The sequence below is a fragment of the Nocardiopsis moroccensis genome (assembly GCF_055763695.1).
Window position 1 is genome coordinate 3,804,383 of record NZ_CP199747.1, and the last position, 17,716, is coordinate 3,822,098.

The 17,716-nt window shown below is 72.0% G+C and carries 18 protein-coding genes; 6 read left to right on the plus strand and 12 right to left on the minus strand.

Going from position 1 to position 17,716, the window contains the following annotated elements:
• Positions 1-128: 128 nt before the first annotated feature.
• Positions 129-1,535, plus strand: a complete 1,407-nt coding sequence (locus ACUKCB_RS16885) for a UDP-glucose dehydrogenase family protein (protein ID WP_473036569.1) — start codon at positions 129-131, stop codon at positions 1,533-1,535.
• Between the two features lie 62 nt (positions 1,536-1,597).
• On the opposite strand, the gene ACUKCB_RS16890 is transcribed toward ACUKCB_RS16885, so the two are convergent.
• Positions 1,598-3,166 (minus strand): MFS transporter, encoded by a 1,569-nt coding sequence (locus tag ACUKCB_RS16890; RefSeq protein ID WP_473036570.1) that lies wholly within the window; start codon positions 3,164-3,166, stop codon positions 1,598-1,600.
• A gap of 69 nt (positions 3,167-3,235) precedes the next feature.
• On the opposite strand from ACUKCB_RS16890, the gene ACUKCB_RS16895 reads away from it, so the two are divergent.
• Complete coding sequence (locus tag ACUKCB_RS16895; RefSeq protein WP_473036571.1) at positions 3,236-3,835, plus strand: TetR/AcrR family transcriptional regulator; 600 nt, start codon at positions 3,236-3,238, stop codon at positions 3,833-3,835.
• A 57-nt stretch (positions 3,836-3,892) separates the two neighbouring features.
• Here the strand turns inward: ACUKCB_RS16895 and purE are convergent, their stop codons facing one another.
• Both purE and ACUKCB_RS16905 read right to left on the minus strand, forming a co-directional pair.
• The gene (gene purE, locus ACUKCB_RS16900) at positions 3,893-4,426 is read right to left on the minus strand and encodes a 5-(carboxyamino)imidazole ribonucleotide mutase (protein WP_473036572.1); all 534 of its coding nucleotides are present in this window, start codon (positions 4,424-4,426) and stop codon (positions 3,893-3,895) included.
• Positions 4,423-5,580: a 5-(carboxyamino)imidazole ribonucleotide synthase gene (locus ACUKCB_RS16905; RefSeq protein WP_473036573.1), complete on the minus strand. Its 1,158-nt coding sequence runs from the start codon at positions 5,578-5,580 to the stop codon at positions 4,423-4,425. The genes purE and ACUKCB_RS16905 overlap by 4 nt, the downstream gene beginning before the upstream one ends.
• 196 nt (positions 5,581-5,776) lie before the next feature.
• Here ACUKCB_RS16905 and ACUKCB_RS16910 point away from each other — a divergent pair, with 196 nt between their 5' ends.
• The gene (locus tag ACUKCB_RS16910) at positions 5,777-6,310 is read left to right on the plus strand and encodes a GtrA family protein (protein WP_473041040.1); all 534 of its coding nucleotides are present in this window, start codon (positions 5,777-5,779) and stop codon (positions 6,308-6,310) included.
• On the opposite strand, the gene ACUKCB_RS16915 is transcribed toward ACUKCB_RS16910, so the two are convergent.
• The gene (locus tag ACUKCB_RS16915; RefSeq protein ID WP_473041041.1) at positions 6,301-7,299 is read right to left on the minus strand and encodes a lysostaphin resistance A-like protein; all 999 of its coding nucleotides are present in this window, start codon (positions 7,297-7,299) and stop codon (positions 6,301-6,303) included. The genes ACUKCB_RS16910 and ACUKCB_RS16915 overlap by 10 nt on opposite strands.
• Positions 7,300-7,693: 394 nt before the next feature.
• Between ACUKCB_RS16915 and ACUKCB_RS16920 the strand changes: the two genes are divergently transcribed.
• Positions 7,694-8,833, plus strand: a complete 1,140-nt coding sequence (locus tag ACUKCB_RS16920; protein ID WP_473036574.1) for an Mrp/NBP35 family ATP-binding protein — start codon at positions 7,694-7,696, stop codon at positions 8,831-8,833.
• Between the two features lie 99 nt (positions 8,834-8,932).
• On the opposite strand, the gene ACUKCB_RS16925 is transcribed toward ACUKCB_RS16920, so the two are convergent.
• The 4 genes from ACUKCB_RS16925 to sigE form a co-directional block, all read right to left on the minus strand.
• On the minus strand, positions 8,933-9,988 hold the full coding sequence (locus ACUKCB_RS16925) for a S1C family serine protease (RefSeq protein ID WP_473041042.1): 1,056 nt from the start codon (positions 9,986-9,988) through the stop codon (positions 8,933-8,935).
• A 452-nt stretch (positions 9,989-10,440) separates the two neighbouring features.
• Positions 10,441-11,514 (minus strand): transcriptional regulator, encoded by a 1,074-nt coding sequence (locus ACUKCB_RS16930; RefSeq protein ID WP_473036576.1) that lies wholly within the window; start codon positions 11,512-11,514, stop codon positions 10,441-10,443.
• The gene (locus ACUKCB_RS16935; protein WP_473041043.1) at positions 11,511-12,215 is read right to left on the minus strand and encodes an anti-sigma factor family protein; all 705 of its coding nucleotides are present in this window, start codon (positions 12,213-12,215) and stop codon (positions 11,511-11,513) included. The genes ACUKCB_RS16930 and ACUKCB_RS16935 overlap by 4 nt, the downstream gene beginning before the upstream one ends.
• A gap of 2 nt (positions 12,216-12,217) precedes the next feature.
• Positions 12,218-12,835: an RNA polymerase sigma factor SigE gene (gene sigE, locus ACUKCB_RS16940; RefSeq protein ID WP_191268495.1), complete on the minus strand. Its 618-nt coding sequence runs from the start codon at positions 12,833-12,835 to the stop codon at positions 12,218-12,220.
• 319 nt (positions 12,836-13,154) lie between these two features.
• Here sigE and ACUKCB_RS16945 point away from each other — a divergent pair, with 319 nt between their 5' ends.
• On the plus strand, positions 13,155-13,745 hold the full coding sequence (locus ACUKCB_RS16945) for an O-methyltransferase (protein ID WP_191269047.1): 591 nt from the start codon (positions 13,155-13,157) through the stop codon (positions 13,743-13,745).
• Positions 13,746-13,813: 68 nt separating this feature from the next.
• Here ACUKCB_RS16945 and ACUKCB_RS16950 read toward each other — a convergent pair whose 3' ends face one another.
• The 4 genes from ACUKCB_RS16950 to ACUKCB_RS16965 all read right to left on the minus strand — a co-directional run bounded on the left by ACUKCB_RS16950 (position 13,814) and on the right by ACUKCB_RS16965 (position 17,215).
• Positions 13,814-15,307 carry a leucyl aminopeptidase gene (locus ACUKCB_RS16950; protein ID WP_473036577.1) on the minus strand — a complete coding sequence of 498 codons (1,494 nt, stop codon included), beginning with the start codon at positions 15,305-15,307 and terminating at the stop codon, positions 13,814-13,816.
• A gap of 93 nt (positions 15,308-15,400) precedes the next feature.
• The gene (locus tag ACUKCB_RS16955) at positions 15,401-15,568 is read right to left on the minus strand and encodes a DUF3117 domain-containing protein (RefSeq protein WP_017542172.1); all 168 of its coding nucleotides are present in this window, start codon (positions 15,566-15,568) and stop codon (positions 15,401-15,403) included.
• Positions 15,569-15,848: 280 nt separating this feature from the next.
• Positions 15,849-16,454, minus strand: coding sequence for a hypothetical protein (locus ACUKCB_RS16960; protein WP_473036579.1), 606 nt, complete (start codon positions 16,452-16,454; stop codon positions 15,849-15,851).
• A 221-nt stretch (positions 16,455-16,675) separates the two neighbouring features.
• Positions 16,676-17,215, minus strand: a complete 540-nt coding sequence (locus tag ACUKCB_RS16965; protein WP_473036580.1) for a hypothetical protein — start codon at positions 17,213-17,215, stop codon at positions 16,676-16,678.
• Positions 17,216-17,276: 61 nt separating this feature from the next.
• Between ACUKCB_RS16965 and ACUKCB_RS16970 the strand changes: the two genes are divergently transcribed.
• The gene (locus ACUKCB_RS16970) at positions 17,277-17,708 is read left to right on the plus strand and encodes a hypothetical protein (RefSeq protein WP_473036581.1); all 432 of its coding nucleotides are present in this window, start codon (positions 17,277-17,279) and stop codon (positions 17,706-17,708) included.
• Positions 17,709-17,716: the final 8 nt, after the last annotated feature.

The window sequence follows — 17,716 nt, forward strand, 5'->3', positions numbered from 1 at the left end:
GCACGCCGGTAATCTGTGCGCCTGACTGTTCACGTGTTGTTCGGTCACGCGCCAAACCCCGACGCGTAAGGTGATGCACCGTCCCCCACGGGCACCCGTCGGCCGAACCATGTCCGTTTTCTGCCCTCGTGCGGGATGTGATCCGCCATGAGCGGGAACAACCAGCACACGAGGCGCGTGCGGAAGCGAGGAAGGAACCCCCAGTGGTCGAAGCGGAACGTATGCGGGTCTGCGTCATCGGGACCGGCTACCTTGGCGCCACCACGGCCGCCTGCCTGTCCGAGATGGGCTTCGAGGTCATCGGCCTCGACGTCGACGAGGCCAAGATCGACATGCTCCGCTCCGGTAAGGTCCCCTTCTACGAGCCGGGGCTGGACGAGCTGCTGGCCGAGAACCTCAAAACCGGCCGCCTGCACTTCACCACGGACTTCGCGGAAGCCGCCGACTTCGCCGACCTGCACCTGATCTGTGTGGGCACCCCGCAGCGCGACGACTCCGGCGCCGCGGACCTGCGCTACGTGAACTCCGCCGTGGAATGCCTGGCACCGCACCTGAAACGGCCGACCGTGGTCGTGGGCCGCTCCACCGTCCCGGTGGGCACCGCCGCCACGCTGGCCGCGCGGCTGGCCGCGCTCGCCCCTGCGGGCAAGGATGCCGAGCTGGGTTGGAGCCCGGAGTTCCTCCGTGAGGGCTTCGGTGTGGAGGACACCCTGCGGCCCAACCGGATCGTGATCGGCACCAACTCCCCGCGGGTGGAGAAGGCCGTCCGCGCGCTCTGGCAGCAGCAGGTCGACGAGGGCACCCCGTTCCTGGTCACCGACCTGCAGACCGCCGAGCTGGTCAAGGTGTCGGCCAACGCCTTCCTGGCGACCAAGATCTCCTTCATCAACGCCATGGCCGAGGTGTCCGAGGTCGCGGGCGCCGACGTCATCCAGCTGGCCGAGGCGCTGTCCTACGACGACCGCATCGGGGGCAAGTTCCTCGGCCCCGGCCTGGGTTTCGGCGGCGGCTGCCTGCCCAAGGACATCCGGGCGTTCATGGCCCGCGCCGACGAACTGGGCGTGGAACCGGCGCTGTCGTTCCTGCGCGAGGTGGACGCGATCAACCAGCGCCGCCGGGCGCGCACGATCGACATCGCTCGCCAGCTGATCGGCGGCAACTTCGCCGGGCGCACCGTCACGGTCCTGGGTGCGGCGTTCAAGCCCAACTCCGACGACATCCGCGACTCGCCCGCCCTGGACGTGGCCGCCACCATCGCCTCCCTGGGCGCACACGTGACGGTCTACGATCCGCAGGCGCTGGAGCGGGCCCGCGAGGCGCACCCGGAGCTGAACTACGCGACCTCCATGCTGGACGCCGCCCGCGACGCGGACGTGGTCCTGCTGCTCACCGAGTGGGCGGAGTTCCGCGAGGCCAACCCGGAGGAACTGGCCTCGGTGGTGGCGCAGAAGCGGATCGTGGACGGCCGCAACGCCCTGGACCCGACGTTCTGGCGCGCCTCCGGCTGGACCTACCGCGCCCTGGGCCGCCAGTAGGTTCCCTCCCGCACTCGTGCACGCCGAACGGCCGCTCCGGAAGGGGCGGCCGTTCGGCGTGTTCACGGGGCCGGGGCCTGCGGTGCGGCGGGGTCCTCCGCCGCGGCTTCCCCGTGGACGGGGGGCTCGGTTCCGGCGGGGAGTCGGCGCAGCGCGACCAGGACCAGGACCGCCACGGCGGTGAGCACGGCGGCACCGGTCAGGGCGGCGGTGGAGACCCCCGACGTGTAGGCGGCGAAGGCCGTGTCCAGGAGGTCCCGGGCCTGCGGCTCCGGAAGGTGTGCCGCGGTGGCGGCCGCCCCCGCGACGGTCTCCAGGGCGGCCCCGCCCGCCTCCGGCAGGCCCCGCTCCATACCGGACCGGTAGAGCGAGGCGGCGATGGTGCCCAGGGTGGCGATGCCCAGCGCGGCACCGAGCTCGGTACTGGTCTCGGACACCCCGGCCGCGGCACCCGCGCGCTCGGGCGGAGCGGTGGCCAGCACGAGTGTGTTGGCCAGGGTCGCCACGACCCCGATGCCGAGGGTGACCACGGTGTACCCGGCCAGGAACGGCAGGATGCCGCTGTCGGCTCCGGCTCCCACGAGCCCGAAGCCGGCCGCGCCCACGAGCAGCCCGAGGCCCATGAGCCGAGCCGGGCGGATCCGATCGGCGAGGGAGCCGGCGAGGGCCGCGCCCAGAACGGTTCCGAGGATGGTGGGCAGGGCGTACAGGGCCGCGGCCAGCGGGCTGAGTCCGTGTACGACCTGGAGGAACGTGAAGGTCAGCAGGCCGAGTCCGGCCACGGCGAAGGCGACCACGGTGTTGCCCGCCACGGAGGCGGTGAAGGCGGGCCGGGTGAACAGGGAGATGTCGATGAGCGGGTGCTCCGCGCGCCGTTGGCGGACCACGAAGGCGACAAGGAAAACCAGGCCGACGACGAGGGCGAGGGCCGCGGTCCCGTCCGCGCCGTACTCCACGAAGCGCTTGACGGCGTAGACCAGGCCGAGCACGGCCGTGAGCGAGGTGGCCGCGCCGAACAGGTCGAAGGCGGCGCCGGCGGGGTTGCGGGACTCGGGCAGCAGGAAGGGGGCCGCGAGGAGCAGCAGGGCCATGAACGGCAGGTTGATCAGGAAGACCGACCCCCAGGCGAAGAACTCCAGCAGGGCCCCGCCGATGATCGGGCCGATGACGGCGCCGCCGGTGAAGGCGACGGTCCAGAGCCCGACGGCGGTGCGGCGCTGGACGGGGTCGGTGAACATGGCACGGATGAGCGAGAGGGTGGAGGGGGCCAGGGTGGCGGCGCCGACGCCGAGCAGGGCGCGCCCGGCGACGAACAGTTCCGCGGTGGGCGCCATGGCCAGCAGGCCGGAGGCCGCTCCGAAGGCCAGTGCCCCGCCGAGCAGGAGCCGCCTGCGGCCGAGCCGGTCGCCGAGGCTGCCCATGGTGACGAGGAGTCCGGCCAGGACGAAGCCGTAGACGTCCATCATCCACAGCCACTGGGTGGCGCTGGGGTCGAGGTCCCGGGCGATGGCGGGTGCGGCGACGAAGAGGACCGACAGATCCATGGAGACCAGTAGCGCGGGGATCAGCAGCAGGAACAGCCCGATCCAGGTGCGGCCGGCGGCGCGCTGGTGTGGCGTTGTCGTGTGCATGGAATTGATCGTACGTCCGTACAAATCAGCGGTCAATATGTACGTACGTCAAAATGTTAGGCTGCGGGTATGAGCCAACGTGAGGACCTGCTGGCGGGCGCGAAGAAGTGTCTGTCGGAGAAGGGCTACAGCAAGACCACCGCCCGGGACATCGCCGCCGCGTCGGGCGCGCACCTGGCGTCCATCGGATACCACTTCGGGTCCAAGGACAACCTCATGAACACCGCGGTCCTCGAAGCGACCAGCGACTGGGGCGACGTCTTCGAGGAGGCTGTGCGAGAGGCAGTCACCGAGAGCCCCGAGGAACGGGCCCGCCTCCTGGTCACCGCGCTCCTCGAAACCCTCCCCGAGCAGCGGGACCTCCTGGTCGCGAGCGTCCAGGCCTACGCACAGGCCCAGTTCGACGAGGACGTGCGCACGGCACTCCGGGAGGGGATCGGCGAGGGCCGCCGCGCACTGGCCGCGCTCGTCCTCGGCCTGCCCCCCGAGCGGATCGACCCCGGTACCGTCTCCGGGCTGGGCTCGATGCTCTACAACATCGTCAGCGGGTACGTGCTCCAGTACCTCGTCGACCCGGGCTCCCTGCCCACCGTCGACCAGGCGATGGACGGCCTGCGCGCCCTTCTGTCCGAGGCCGGCCCGGAGCCGGCCGGGGGCGCGGCGGGCTGAGACCGCCGGAAGGCGGTGGGAGCCCGGCCCGCACCCGCGGCTGCCCCGGCCGGTCCGCTAGCGACCGAAACCCATGGCCGAGTCGCTGCTGGACACCTCGCGGCGCAGCCGCTCGCCCTTGGCGTGCGCCTGCTCCCTGAGCTCCTCCTGGAACCTGGCCATGCGCTCGGCCAGCTCCGGGTCGTGCGCGGCGAGCTGGCGCACGGCCAGCAGACCGGCGTTGCGGGCCGCGCCCACCGCGACCGTGGCCACCGGAACCCCGGCGGGCATCTGCACGATGGACAGCAGCGAGTCCATCCCGTCCAGGTACTTGAGCGGCACCGGGACGCCGATCACCGGCAGGGTGGTGACCGAGGCCAGCATCCCGGGCAGGTGGGCCGCGCCCCCCGCCCCCGCGATGATCGCCTTGAGCCCCCGGCCGGCGGCCTCGGCCCCGTAGGAGATCATCTCGTGCGGCATGCGGTGCGCGGAGACCACGTCGGCCTCGAACGGGACATCGAACTCCTTCAACGCCTCGGCCGCCTCGCGCATCACCGGCCAGTCGGAGTCGGACCCCATCACGATGCCCACCACGGGCTTGCTGTCGGTCACTTCTGTTCTCCTCGCAGGTAGCTGGCGGCGTCACGGGCGCGCTCCAGGAGGTCCCGGTAGTCGTCGCCCATGACGGTGACATGCCCGATCTTGCGGCCCGGACGCACCTCCTTGCCGTAGAGGTGCACCTTCACCTCGGGGTCCTTGGCCATGACGTGCAGGTAGCGGCGGTAGACCTCGGGGTCCTCGCCGCCCAGCAGGTTGGCCATGACGGTGTAGGGGGCGTTGGTCCGCGGCGAGCCCAGGGGAAGGTTCAGGACCGCGCGCAGGTGCTGCTCGAACTGGGAGGTGCGGGCACCCTCGATGCTCCAGTGTCCGGAGTTGTGCGGGCGCATGGCCAGCTCGTTGACGACCACGTCGTCGTCGGTCTCGAACAGCTCGACGGCCAGTACACCGGTGACGTCCAGGGCCTGGGCGATCTCGATCGCCAACTGCTGGGCGCGCAGGGCCTTGTCCTCCGGCAGGTCCGGCGCGGGAGCGATCACCTCGTGGCAGATCCCGCCGCGCTGCACCGTCTCCACGACCGGGTAGACGGCCACCTGGCCGTGCGGGGAACGGGCCACCTGCACGGCGAGTTCACGGCTGAAGGCCACCTTCTCCTCGACCAGGAGCGGCACCTCCTCCGCGGCCGCGCGGTCCACGACCCCGCGGGCCTCCTCGGCGTCCCCGACGACCCACACGCCCTTGCCGTCGTAGCCGCCGCGCGCCGCCTTGAGCACCACCGGCCACCCGGCCCCCTCCGCGAACCCGGTGACGTGCTCGAGGGTGGTCACCGCCCGCCAGCGGGGGGAGGGTGCGCCGAGCTCGGCCATGCGGGTGCGCATACGGAGCTTGTCCTGGGCGAAACGGAGGGCGTCACGGCCCGGGCGCAGCAGCCCGCCCGCCTCCTCCACCGCGCGGAGGACGGGTTCGGGTACGTGTTCGTGGTCGAAGGTGACCACGTCGTGGGCCTTGGCGAAGGCCAGGACGTCGTCGAGGCCGCAGTCGTCGCCCAAGGTGACGCCACCGCAGACCAGGGCCGCGCTGTCGGTGGGGCCGGCCGCCAGCACCGAGAAGTCCACTCCCAGTCCGATGCCTGCCTGGTGGGTCATCCGGGAGAGTTGCCCTCCGCCTACCATTCCTACGCGGGGGACGATGCGGTTACGCTCGCTCACAGTTCCTCAACTCAATGCTCGTCAACCGCGGATGCGGGGCGGCCCCGCGCATGGCGGAACCTGGCCGTTCGGCTCGGAACCCGCGGCCGGGGTGTCTGTCGCAGCCCCGGTTAGAGTCTAGGGCGTGCGGACGGGGAGCCCCCAAGGCCGCTCCCCCTCGACCGTGACCTCCACCAGCGACCGAAAGACGCAGGCCATGCGCGACTTCCGCCCCCGATACCCCCGGCTGCCCGAGCTCGCCGCCGAACTCGGCAAGTTCGGCTCCGTGGGCGCGGTCGCCTACGTCGTGCAGTTGGCGGCGACCAACCTGCTGTGGGCCAACGGAGCCCAGGCGATGACCGGACAGGTGCTCGGCACCCTGTGCGCGATCGCGGTGGCCTTCGTGGGCAACCGGTTCTGGACCTTCGGGAACCGCGCCCGCACCGGCTACGGCCGGGAAACCTTCCTGTTCCTGGTGATGAACGGGGTCGGGATGCTCATCCAGGTGGGCTGCCAGGCCTTCTCCCTGTACGTGCTCGGCCTCGACGGGCCCCTCGCGCAGAACCTCTCCGGGAACGTGGTGGGCGTGGGCCTGGGCTCGCTGTTCCGCTTCTTCTCGTACCGCACCTGGGTGTTCCCACCCGCGCCGGAAACCGCTCCCGGGGGCCGCCTCGGGGACGGCGGGGACGACGGGGACGGCGAACAGCCGGGCGGGCCGACCGGCAACGGGACGAACCGGGCTCAGGGCTGAGCGGCGGCGCTGCGGCGGCTGACACCACGACGGCGCGCGAAGCCGGTGACCAGGAGAAGGTAGAGGCCCACCTGGGCGGCGGTCAGTGCCAGGGTCATCGGGGTGTCGGTGTCCGTGAGCAGCCCGCCGCCGACCACGGCGCCGGTACCGACCTCGGACAGGCGTCCCGTCAGGGCACACAGGGACAACTGGACCAGGCTGTTCACCACGTGCAGACCGACCGCGGCCTCCAGGCCGCCGGTGCGCCAGGTCAGCCAGGCCATCCCGAGGCCGAAGACGACCAGCGAAGCCGTGTTCCACAGGGCCCCCGGGTGGGTCGCCGCGTAGAGCGCGGCGAACAGGGTTCCCCCCGCCAGGACGGCGGGCCACGGGGAGCGCAGCACCCGGGAGAAGGCGCTCTCACCGGAGGGCGAGCCGAGTGAACCCACGAGCTGCATGACCAGCCCGCGCATGGTCATCTCCTCGGCCGCGGACTGGAACGGCACCAGCAGCACGATCACGGAGGCCGCCGCGGCGAGGACCTCGGTCCCCCCGTTGTCGCCGACCGCGCCGGCAGCGGCGGTCGTGTCGCCGAGGAGCATGAACAGCCCCGCGCCCAGGGTGAGGGGTACCGCCGCGCCGAAGACGCACCGGGCCAACCAGCGCCAGCGCATCCGGCCCGCGACCGAGAACAGCGACCCGGCCCGGCGCCACTGCACGACGCGGGCCACGAAGAGGGTGACGGGTATGAGCAGCGCGATGGCTGACAGCCCGAAGGCCAGCCCGGCGATCTCCCCCACCCGGACCGAGTCCGGGGCCAGGCCGCTGCCGCCGAGGATGGCGAAGATCGTCATCACGACCACGACGCCGACCCAGAGGAAGAACAACAGCACCGCGAAGACCAGGACCGCCAGCGGCGGGATCCACCACCGGAACAGGGAGGTCCGGGCAAGCCTGTGATAGGACTCACCTTCGGGGACCGCGGCGCAGGCGAACTGCTTCGACCGCACCGGACGCGGTGGTGGCCAAGCCCACACCGAGGGGTCCGGCGTCAGCGCCGGATGCCCGCCGGGCGGGGTGTGTCTTCCGCCGCCGGGCGGCCAGGCCCAGGTCTGCTCCTGGGTGTGGCCACCGGAAACCGGCCCCTGCGCCTCCTCGGGCGCGGCGGGCCAGGACGAACCAGGCTGTGGTGGCACATTTCCCATCGTGCGCCGAGACTACTATCCGGACATGTATCGCCTGCGTTAAGGCCGTACCGTCATCGTCCGATCACCGTGCGGATCGGTTCGGCCCGGGCCCCTGCCGACACCGGAATACCGGGCCCTGCGCCCCCTGTTGGAACAGGTGGTCCTGGGAGCGACACCACAGGACGAGTCCCCGTCCCGCTGACCTACGATTGAGTACATGTCCTCCACACCAACCACCGAGCAGGTCCACGAGGCCCTGACAACGGTGCAAGACCCGGAGATCCACCGTCCCATCACCGACCTCGGCATGGTCAAGAGCGTCGACCTCGCCGACGACGGTGCCGTGCACGTCGGTATCTATCTCACGGTGGCCGGCTGCCCGATGAAGGGCCGCATCGAAAAGGACGTGACCGAAGCGGTGACCAAGGTCGCCGGCGTCACCAAGGTCACCGTCGAACTCGACGTCATGAACGAGGAGCAGCGCAAGGAGCTCCAGACCAAGCTCCGCGGCGGGCAGGCGGAGAAGGAGATCCCCTTCGCCAAGCCGAACTCCCTCACCAAGGTCTACGCGGTCGCCTCGGGCAAGGGCGGTGTCGGCAAGTCGTCCGTCACCGTGAACCTCGCCGCCGCGCTCGCGGCCCAGGGCCACAAGGTGGGCGTCGTCGACGCCGACATCTACGGCCACTCGGTGCCGCGCATGCTCGGTGCGTCGGACTTCCCGACCAAGGTCGAGGACATGATCCTCCCGCCCACCGCCCACGGCATCAAGGTCATCTCGGTGGGCATGTTCACCGAGGGCAACACCCCGGTGGTGTGGCGCGGCCCGATGCTGCACCGCGCCCTCCAGCAGTTCCTCTCCGACGTCTTCTGGGGCGACCTGGACGTCCTGCTGATGGACCTGCCCCCGGGCACCGGTGACATCGCGATCTCCGTGGCGCAGATGCTCCCCGGCGCCGAACTGCTCGTGGTCACCACGCCGCAGCAGGCCGCCGCCGAGGTCGCCGAGCGCGCGGGCGCCATCACCGCCCAGACGCACCAGCGCATCGCCGGCGTCATCGAGAACATGTCCTACTACCTGCCGGAGGAGGGCGCCGACCCGGTGTACCTCTTCGGCCAGGGCGGCGGCCAGACCGTCGCCGACGCCCTGACCAGGACCCTGGGCGCCGAGATCCCGCTCATGGGCCAGGTTCCGCTGGACACCCGCCTGCGCGAGGGCAGCGACGAGGGCAAGCCGCTCGTTCTCACCGAGCCCGAGGCCGAGGCCAGCAAGGTGATGATCTCGATCGCCGAGAAGCTGGTCGGCAAGCCCCGCGGGCTGGCCGGAATGCAGCTGGGCATCTCCCCCGCCGGCCGCTGACACCCGGACCGCGGCCGAGCGCCCGGGTCGGTTGGAAGACACGCGACGGCCCCCGAGTCCGGTCGGACTCGGGGGCCGTGGTGTCGCACCGGGCGTCGGTCAGTTCTCGTCCGAGCCGAGGGTGACGGTGACGCTCTCCCGGTCGCCGCCCCGCTCGTACTCCAGCTCGACCTCCTCGCCCGGAGCGCGGTCGCGCACCATGGCCTGGAGTTCGCCGTGGGAGTTGACCCGTTTGCCGTCGAAGCTGACGATCACGTCGCCCGGTTCCAGGCCCGCGTCGTCGGCCGGGCCGCCGGGTTCGACCGCGTCCCGCTCCTCGGCGATGACCGCACCGACGACCGGGCTCTCCGTGTCGTAGGTGACCCCGAGGTCCGCGTAGGCGGTCTCACCGTGGTCGATCATCCGGTTGACGACCTCCTCGGCCTCGGTGGAGGGGATCGCGAACCCCAGGCCGATGTTGCCGCCCTGCTGCTCCCCCATGAAGCCCCCGCCCATGGTGACGATCATCGAGTTGACCCCGATGACCCGTCCCTGGACGTCGACGAGCGGACCGCCCGAGTTGCCGGGGTTGATCGCCGCGTCGGTCTGGATCGCGAAGAACTGGCTCTCGCCCTCGTCCGAGCTGACCGGGCGGTCCACGGCGCTGATGATGCCCTGGGTGACCGTCCCGGTCAGGCCCAGGGGCGCGCCGATCGCGATGACCTCGTCGCCGACGATCGCCTCCTCGGAGTCCCCGAACGGCAGCGGCTCCACGTCGTTGGGGTCCTCCAGTTCCAGTACCGCCAGGTCGGAACTTGGATCGGAGCCCACGATCGAGGCCAGGCTGAACTTGCCGTCGCTGTACTCCACGACGATGCCGTCCTCCTCCAGGGGGGAGGAGACGTGGTCGTTGGTGACCACGTAGTCGCCCTCGATGACGAACCCGGAACCGCTCGCCCCGACGCGCCCGCCCGCGCTGCGCAGGGAGACCACGCTCGGGCTGACGCGCTGGGCCACGCCCGCGATGGTGTCGGGGTCGCGCTCGGGCGCCTCGGGCGGAGGTTCGTTCATGACCGGCCCCTCCTGTTCGGGGGGCGCCTCCGGTTCGCCGCCGGCACCGATCATCCCTCCGGCGAGCCCCCCGGCACCGCCCGCGATGAGGGCGACGACGAGCATCCCGCTCAACGCCATCCAGGCGGGGACCCCGCGTTTGGCGCGGTGCGGCCCTTGAGCGGGGGCGGGCGAGGCGTACTGGGCGGAGGTTCCCGGAGGCATGGCGAAGTGGCCGTGGGCGGGCTGGGCCTGCTGGGCCTGGTGGGCGGGCCGGCCCTGCGGGGCCGGTCCGGGGCCGCCCGCGCCCTGGTTCACGGAACGGTCGGGCCGGGGGGCCTGGCCTCCCGGGGGGTGCGGCGGGACGATCGGCGCCCCGCCGGGCCGCTGCGGGGGTTGCGCGGGTGACTGACCCGGGGCGGGGGTGTTCGGCACGCCTCGTTGGGGGGTTCCACCGTTCGGCGGAGGCGGCACCCGACCCTCACCGGGTTCCGAACGGTCGTTGTCCTGACTCAAGACCTGCTCCGTACATCGCTTGGCTTCCGGCTCGGCACACGCTCCGCCGGTGGACCAGGCCCCTACAGAAGACCCAGCCGGGACAGACCTCGCAGCACCCTGGCCCAGAAGCCGGAGTCCTCGGGTCCTGGCAACGCGGCCACCGCCGAGGAGGCCAGGTCCGCGGGGGCGTCGGCCAGGACCGTGTAGACGAAACCGCTCGCCTGCCACACGCTCTGGTACTGGCCCACGTCTCCGCCGAAGATCGTGTCGTGTCCTGTTGTGACGCCACTTCCCCCCGCACCGGTTCCGGTGTATCCGTCACGAAGTGTGGAGGGATGTTCGGTTCCCAGCTTGCCACGTTGGATGAAAACCGACACCTGGGACAAACCATCGGAGTAGACCGCGTGCACGACACGCTCACCCCCGTAGCGTTTGGCCCGGGCGTCGACCATCCTCAGGTTCCAGGTCAGGTGTTCGGGCACCACCCAGCCGGCCTCGCGCAGGCCGTCCAGTTCCTCCTCGTTGAGCGCGTCACCCCAGGGCGCGTCGCCCGGGGCCTGTTCCGGCCAGTCCCCGTCGCCCAGGTCCAGGCCGGTGAGCCTGGTGCTGAACGCCCGCTCCCCCGCCCGGTCGTACACGGTGCGGCCCAGGAGCAGGCCGGTCTCGGCGTCCACCCAGAAACGTCCCGCCACGGTCGAGTCCGCGCGCAGCGCCTCGACCAGGCGGGCCTGTCGGCCGTCGAGGTGCGCCGGTCCGGCGTCCGCCACGCGGTAGGTGTCACCGAGCACGTCCAGGAGGCGGCCGTCGAGGGACTCCAGGGCGGAGGAGGCGAGCACGACGAAGGCGTGCTCGTCCTCTCCCGGGGCGGACATGGCCAGACCCGCACCCGGGCTGTTGACCACACGCACGTCGACCCCCTCCTCGGTACCGGAGCCCTCCGGGCCGCGCACCTCACGGATCGCGGAGTAGGCCACACGGCCGTTGGAGCCGGCCGCGCGTTCCAGCACGGCCATACCGTCGTCCGCGCCCTCGGCCGGGACCGAGGTCGCCTCGGGCGGGCCCCCACCGGTCAGCAGGAGCGCGCACAGCAGTGCGACGGAGACGGCGGATGCGGGGCCTGGACTCGGACCGGGAGAGGGTTCCCCGGACCTCACCGGGTCGTTTCGGTCGGGTCCGAGGACTGCTCGGCCACCACGGGCAGGGGGTCGAACGGCGGGTCCGCGGGTAGCGGCTCGACCACCGGGATCTGTCGGCTGGTCACCGCGTGTTCGACGGCGAAGTCGGACAGACGGGGCTCCACCACCGGAGCCTCCTCCCCCTCACCGCCCGCGACGAACGCGCTCCCCAGGAGCGCCGTCGCCACCGCCAGGCCCGCGACCGCGTAGCGCCCGCCGGAGAAGTACGGCAGCAGGCCGGAGAACCGGTCGGTGCCACCCCGGCGCTCGGTCGCGGCCGGGACGTACCGCTCCGGGCTGGTGCGCGGCTGTTCGCGGCGCGGAGCCGTTTCGGCCCGCTCGACCGCCGGGTACCCGCTCCCGGGAAACCCGCCCAGGGGGCGGGAGGACCCCAACGGCGGGCTGGACCCGAAAGGGCTGTTCGGGGGCGGGCCCGGGGGGTCGCCATCACCTCGCCCGCGCTGTCCGCCCGGGTCGGGCCGGGACATCAGGCGTCCCATGAAGTCCATGTCGGGTTCCGGTTCGCCGAGCCCGGTGAGGCGGCGTTTGAGCCTGCGCATCATGTCGGCCTCGAACCGGCACGGCTCGCACTTGGCCAGGTGGATGAGGGCGCGCTCGTGTTCGGCGGCGCCCAGCTCCCCGTCGATCAGCGCCGAAAGGCGCTCCCCGAGGTGGTCCATGCTCACTCCGCCTCCCCGGTCTTCACGTTGCCTCCGCCGCCCCGGGCGTCGTTCTCCGCGGTCAGGGCCCGCCGGTGCTCCAGGGCGCGGCGCAGCTGGGCGCGGCCCCGGTGGATACGGCTGCGGACGGTGCCCAGCTTGACGTCGAGCGTCGCCGCGATCTCCTCGTAGGACAGGCCCTCGATGTCGCACAGCACGACGGGCGCGCGGAACTCCGCGGGCAGGGCGTCCAACGCGCCCTGGATGTCCGCGTCGAAGTGCCGGTCGTCATAGCGCTGGGCGGGCGAGGGCTCACGGCCCTCCAGGCGCTCGTCGGCGTTGTCGGCCAGCCCCTCGAAGCGGATCCGGGCCCTGCGCCGGGCCATGTCGAGGAAGAGGTTGGTGGTGATGCGGTGCAGCCACCCCTCGAAGGTGCCGGGGGTGTAGTTGGCGAGGGAACGGAACACCCGGATGAAGACCTCCTGGGTGAGGTCCTCGGCGTCGTGCTTGTTACCGGTGAGACGGTAGGCCAGCCGGTAGACCCGTGGGGAGTGGGTCCGCACGACCTCCTCCCAGCTCGGGGGTTCCCATGCCTCGAACTCAACGGCAGGGCCGGTCTCTGGCACCGCTGCTCCCTTCATCCCGCTGATCCACCAGACGAGGGTTGGTCGGGGGGAGGTTGCTTCGTGGCGATCAACGTGCGTTCATCCCGATTCAACGCCGGGGGACGCCGATTAAGTTCCCGTCGCCACACTCGGAGTTTCGGCTGGATCAGGCTAGTCTTTTGACCAGGGAGACTACCTGGCCGCGACCACCATTCTACGGTGGGTGACGGTCTCCCGGTCAGAACGCCCGGCTACGACATTCAGCAGTACACGGGAGGCCGTCATCAGCGCAGAAGAGAGCCCCGCCCGCACGGCGTGGGTCCGGACCGAGCAGGCCCGGTTCGAGGAGTCCGCTATGGGCGACGGCCCCCTGGCGGACGCCTACGACACCGGTGTCCGGTCCGCGGCCCCACCGGTGGACGCGGCGACCGGGGCCGCCCTGCGGTTCCTCACCGCGGCCATCGGGGCTCGTTCGGTGGTGGAGGTCGGCACCGGGTGCGGGACGTCGGGGATCTGGCTGCTGCGGGGGATGGCTCCGGAGGGCATCCTGACCACGGTGGACGTCAACGCCGCCTACCAGGACTACGCGCGTTCGGCCTTCGCCCGGGCGGGTTTCGGCGCGGGGCGGGCCCGGCTGATCCGCGGCACGGCTCTGGAGGTGCTGCCCCGGCTGACCGACGGCGGCTACGACATGGTCTCGGTCGACGCCGACCAGGCTTCCTACCCGGTCTACCTGGAGGAGGCGCTACGGCTGCTGCGCCCGGGCGGGGTCGTGGTGTTCAACAACGTGATGACCGCCCCCGGGGGGCCGGACGGGCCGCTGCGGGTGCCGGACCCGGCCGAGGTGGCGGTGCGCGAGGTGATGCAGCGGATGCGGGAGGACGAGTCGTTCATCCCGCTGCTGGTCCCGGTGGGCGAGGGCCTGCTCGCGGCCATCCGTCCCTGACCGGAACCGGACACGGCGACGGGGCCCGGACGGCACCGTCGACCGCCGCAGGCCCCGTGGAAGGACTCCTATCGCCGGGCGAGCCAGCGCAGCAGGGTGCGGGTGGTGAAGGCCGTCCCGCCCTTGGAGAGCAGGCCGCTCTCCTGCATGGACCGGCCCGGACCGGCGATGTCCAGGTGGGCCCAGGGCAGTCCGCCGGTGAACTCGCGCAGGAACAGTGCGGCGTCGGTGGCCCCCGCCGGACCGAAGTCCCTGCCGCGGGTGCCGATGTTGGCCAGGTCCGCCACCCGGGACCGGGTGGTGGGGACGTAGTCCTCCGTGAGCGGCATCCGCCACAGCGGCTCGCCCGAGTCCTGGCCCGCGCTCTCGATCTCGGCGGCGACCACGTCGTCGTTGCTGTACAGCGCGCCCGTCCCGGTGCCCAGCGCCAGCTTGGCCGCACCGGTCAGGGTGGCCACGTCCACCAGGACGTCCGGGGCGAGCTCGGTGCTCGCGTAGCCCATGGCGTCGGCCAGGACCAGGCGGCCCTCGGCGTCGGAGTTGAGCACCTCGACGGTCTTGCCGGTGTAGGTGGTCAGCACGTCACCGATGCGGGTGGCGTCACCGGAGATGGCGTTCTCCGCGAGTGCGAGCAGACCGGTGACCCGGACCCCGGACCCCACGGCTGCCAGGGCCGACAGCACGGCCAGCACGATCGCGGAGCCGCTCATGTCGGTCTTCATGAGCTTCATGTTGTCGTTGGGCTTGAGCGACAGGCCACCGGTGTCGAAGGTGATGCCCTTGCCGACCAGCACCACGTGCTCGGTGGGGTTCTCCGGCGTGTAGGACAGCTGGACCAGCCGGGGCGGCCGGGAGGAGCCCTGCCCGACGCCGAGGATGGCGCCGAAACCCTCCTCGTCCAGGTCCTTCTCGTCCCAGACCCGTACGTCGAGCCTGGTGTCCGCGGACGCGACCTCGCGTGCCCGGGCCGCCATCCACTCCGGGTCCTTGGTCAACGAGGGGGTGTTGATCAGGTCCCGGGCCAGAGCGGTGGCCGTGGCCAGGGAGGTGCCCAGCGCCAGCGCCTCCGCCAGGTCCTCGGCGCCGCCGACCACGTCGATGGCGGCCAGGGGACGCTGGGCCCGCGGCGCCTCGGCGGACTTGAGCGTGAAGGTGTAGGAGGCGAGCAGGGCGCCCTCGGCGAAGGCCGTGGCCGCCTCCTTGTCCGCCCCGGGCCAGGCCAGGGCGGCGCGTTCGTTGCCCCGTGCGGCCCGGGCGAGGGCTGCGCCGGCCTTCCGGAGGTCGTCGGGGCCGCCCGAACCGACCCCGAGAAGGGCCAGGCGGACCAGGCCCCCGTCCCGGGACACCGGGAACTGGGAGAGCTCACCGGATTTTCCGGTGAGCGCGTAGTGCGTGAACAGATCTGCGAGCGGGGCCGGAAGGACCTGTGTCAGTCCGCCGTCGACGACCCCTTCGACCGCCTCGGGGCCTTCCTCGCCCGTGAGTACGGGGAGGACCAGCAGGTCCGCGGTGGATTCGGCGAGGGTCCCCGGTACGGGGTGGATCTCCGTGGCGAATGGCACAGGCCGCTCACAATCGTTCACTCGTGTAGGAGGTGTGGAACCTTGGGGGTCGTCAGGGCGCTCCGGCCCAGGTGGGGGACGAGTGGTATCCGGTTATCCGACGACACCCCGAAGCGCGTCCCGGAGCTCGGTCGCCTCGTCGGGCGTGAGCTCCACGACCAGACGGCCGCCGCCCTCGAGCGGGACCCGCATGATGATGCCGCGACCCTCCTTGGTGACCTCCATCGGCCCGTCGCTGGTCCTCGGCTTCATCGCCGCCATGCCATTCCCCTTTCTCAGTGTTCCTCGCAGGTGGCCGGTTCCGTGCGACTCGCGCCCGTGTGGCTTGGGGGACGTGAGTCACGCTTCGACCATTATCTCGGAGGTTGACCCCTGCGTGTGCGCCAGGCGACAGCCGGGCCACCTCCGTGAGCGCCCACCGACAAGAAATCATTGGTCAGTAAGGTTATATCGGTCTCGACCGAAACCCGCGCGGGGCGAGGTCCGCGAGAGCGGTTCGGGATGGGGCCGACGGCGGCGCCCCAGGGTCGGCAGGGGCGGTTCAGTCCAGGTTTCCGGTGGCGGCGCCCAGGGTCCCGGTGGAGATCATCCGGGTGCCCTCATGGGTGACCGCGGACCACTCGGCCTCGAGCCCTCCGCCGTTCGAGACCGGCCAGAGGGTCAGCTCCGACTCGTCGACGCACCGGTCCTCGGGGTCGGAGATCTCGGTGTAGGAGTACACCAGCCGATCGCCGTCGCGCGCCGACAGTTCGAGGGTCCCGGAGCAGGAGAAGGTGGTCCAGACGGTGCTGCCCCGTTCGGCACCCTCCTCGATCCTCACCTGGGCGTCCCACTCCGCGACGGGGTCGCCCTCGGTGTCGACCTGGTCCATCCGGCCCGACCACGATCCGACGAACTCGTCGGGTTCGGACGTGGCGGTGACCGTGTCGTCGCCGGAACCGTCCAGGTAGGTCCAGACCGCGAAGGACCCGCCGCCGAGCAGCGCGAGCGCGGCGACGGTCACGGCCGCCTTGGTGAACTGGCGGCGGCGCCTGCCGCTGTGCCGGGTCGAACGGGGCGGAGGCCACAGGGACATCTGGCGCACCGGGGTGGAGGAGCTCCCGGACCCGTCCTCTGCGCCCGTCCGGAGTTCGGCTGCTGTGTCCATCCTCGCCATCCTCACCGACGGTCCACCCGCTCCGGCGGAGCGGGGGTACGCATGTACAGCGACTGAGAATAGAGCACCGGAACGCACCACATCCGACCAAGAACGACACATCGGATGTGATGCACGACATATATCTCCCGACCGGGATGGGGCTCCGCGGCGCCTCCGCGGTCGTTCCGGCGGCGGCGGACCAGCGTTCGGCGGGACCCGGCGCACCCGGGTCAGGCCCGTTTGCCGCTCTTCCCGTCGCCGACGGCGGCGTCATCCGGGTCGGAGGGTGCCCACTCCGACTGGGGGACGGCACCGGAATCCGTGCCGGGCCCCCCGCCCCATTCCGTGCCGGGTTCCCCGTCCCGCTCCGTGCCGTCCTCATCCGGCAGGGCACTCCCACCCGGAAGAGCGCCCTCACCCGGCAGGTGCGCCCCGGGCCGGGGCCCGGTGCCCCGCGGAAGGTAGGACGGGTCCAGGCGGGCCAAGCGCCGCTCCAGGTCATCGATCCGCGACTCCCGCTCGCGCAACGTGGAGGTGAGCCGGACGAGCAGCTCGTCGACCGCGCGTACGTGGTAACCCCACATGGCCAGCGGAAGGAGAAGACCGCCCAGGTCGCGGGAGCCCACGGGACGCCCCTCGGGCAGGTTCAGCGGGGGGAAGTCGGCCTCGAACCGGGCGAGTCGGCCGCCCTTGCCGAGCACGACGAGGACCACGCCGACGAGAACGGCGAGCGCGGCCGCGGCGACCAGGATCATGATGAAGAAAGGCACGGACCGATCGTGCCACACCGGCCCCTCCCCCGGGAGTGCCCTCGCGTGGGAGACTCGGCGGGTGCCGCAACCGCGCTTTCGAGTCCTGACCCCCGGTTCCGTCCCCGGCCCTCCCGAGGCCGCCGAAACCGCTGCCCCGCCCGTCGAGGGCCGGGGCGACGGCGCCGGTCCCCACTGGACCGCGGACGCCGGGCACCGGCCGCCCGTCACCCGGGTGACGGAGCTGGTCGCGCAGGGACACACCGTCCTGGTCCGCTGTACGCGCCCCGACGGGCAGGGGCCGCGCACCGACCTGCCTCCCGCACCGCCCGGGATCGCGGGTTCGGTCCCGGTCCCGGCCGCCGAGGAGGTGGCCCTGGCCACGGTGTACGCCTGGGCGGGCGCGCGTGTGTTCGTCACCGGCCACCCGGACCGGGTGCGCCGGGCACTGGACATGGTCGCGTCGGTGCGCGGCGAGCGCCCGCCGGCCGCCGTGCGCCGGGGACTCGCCTGACGCAGCGG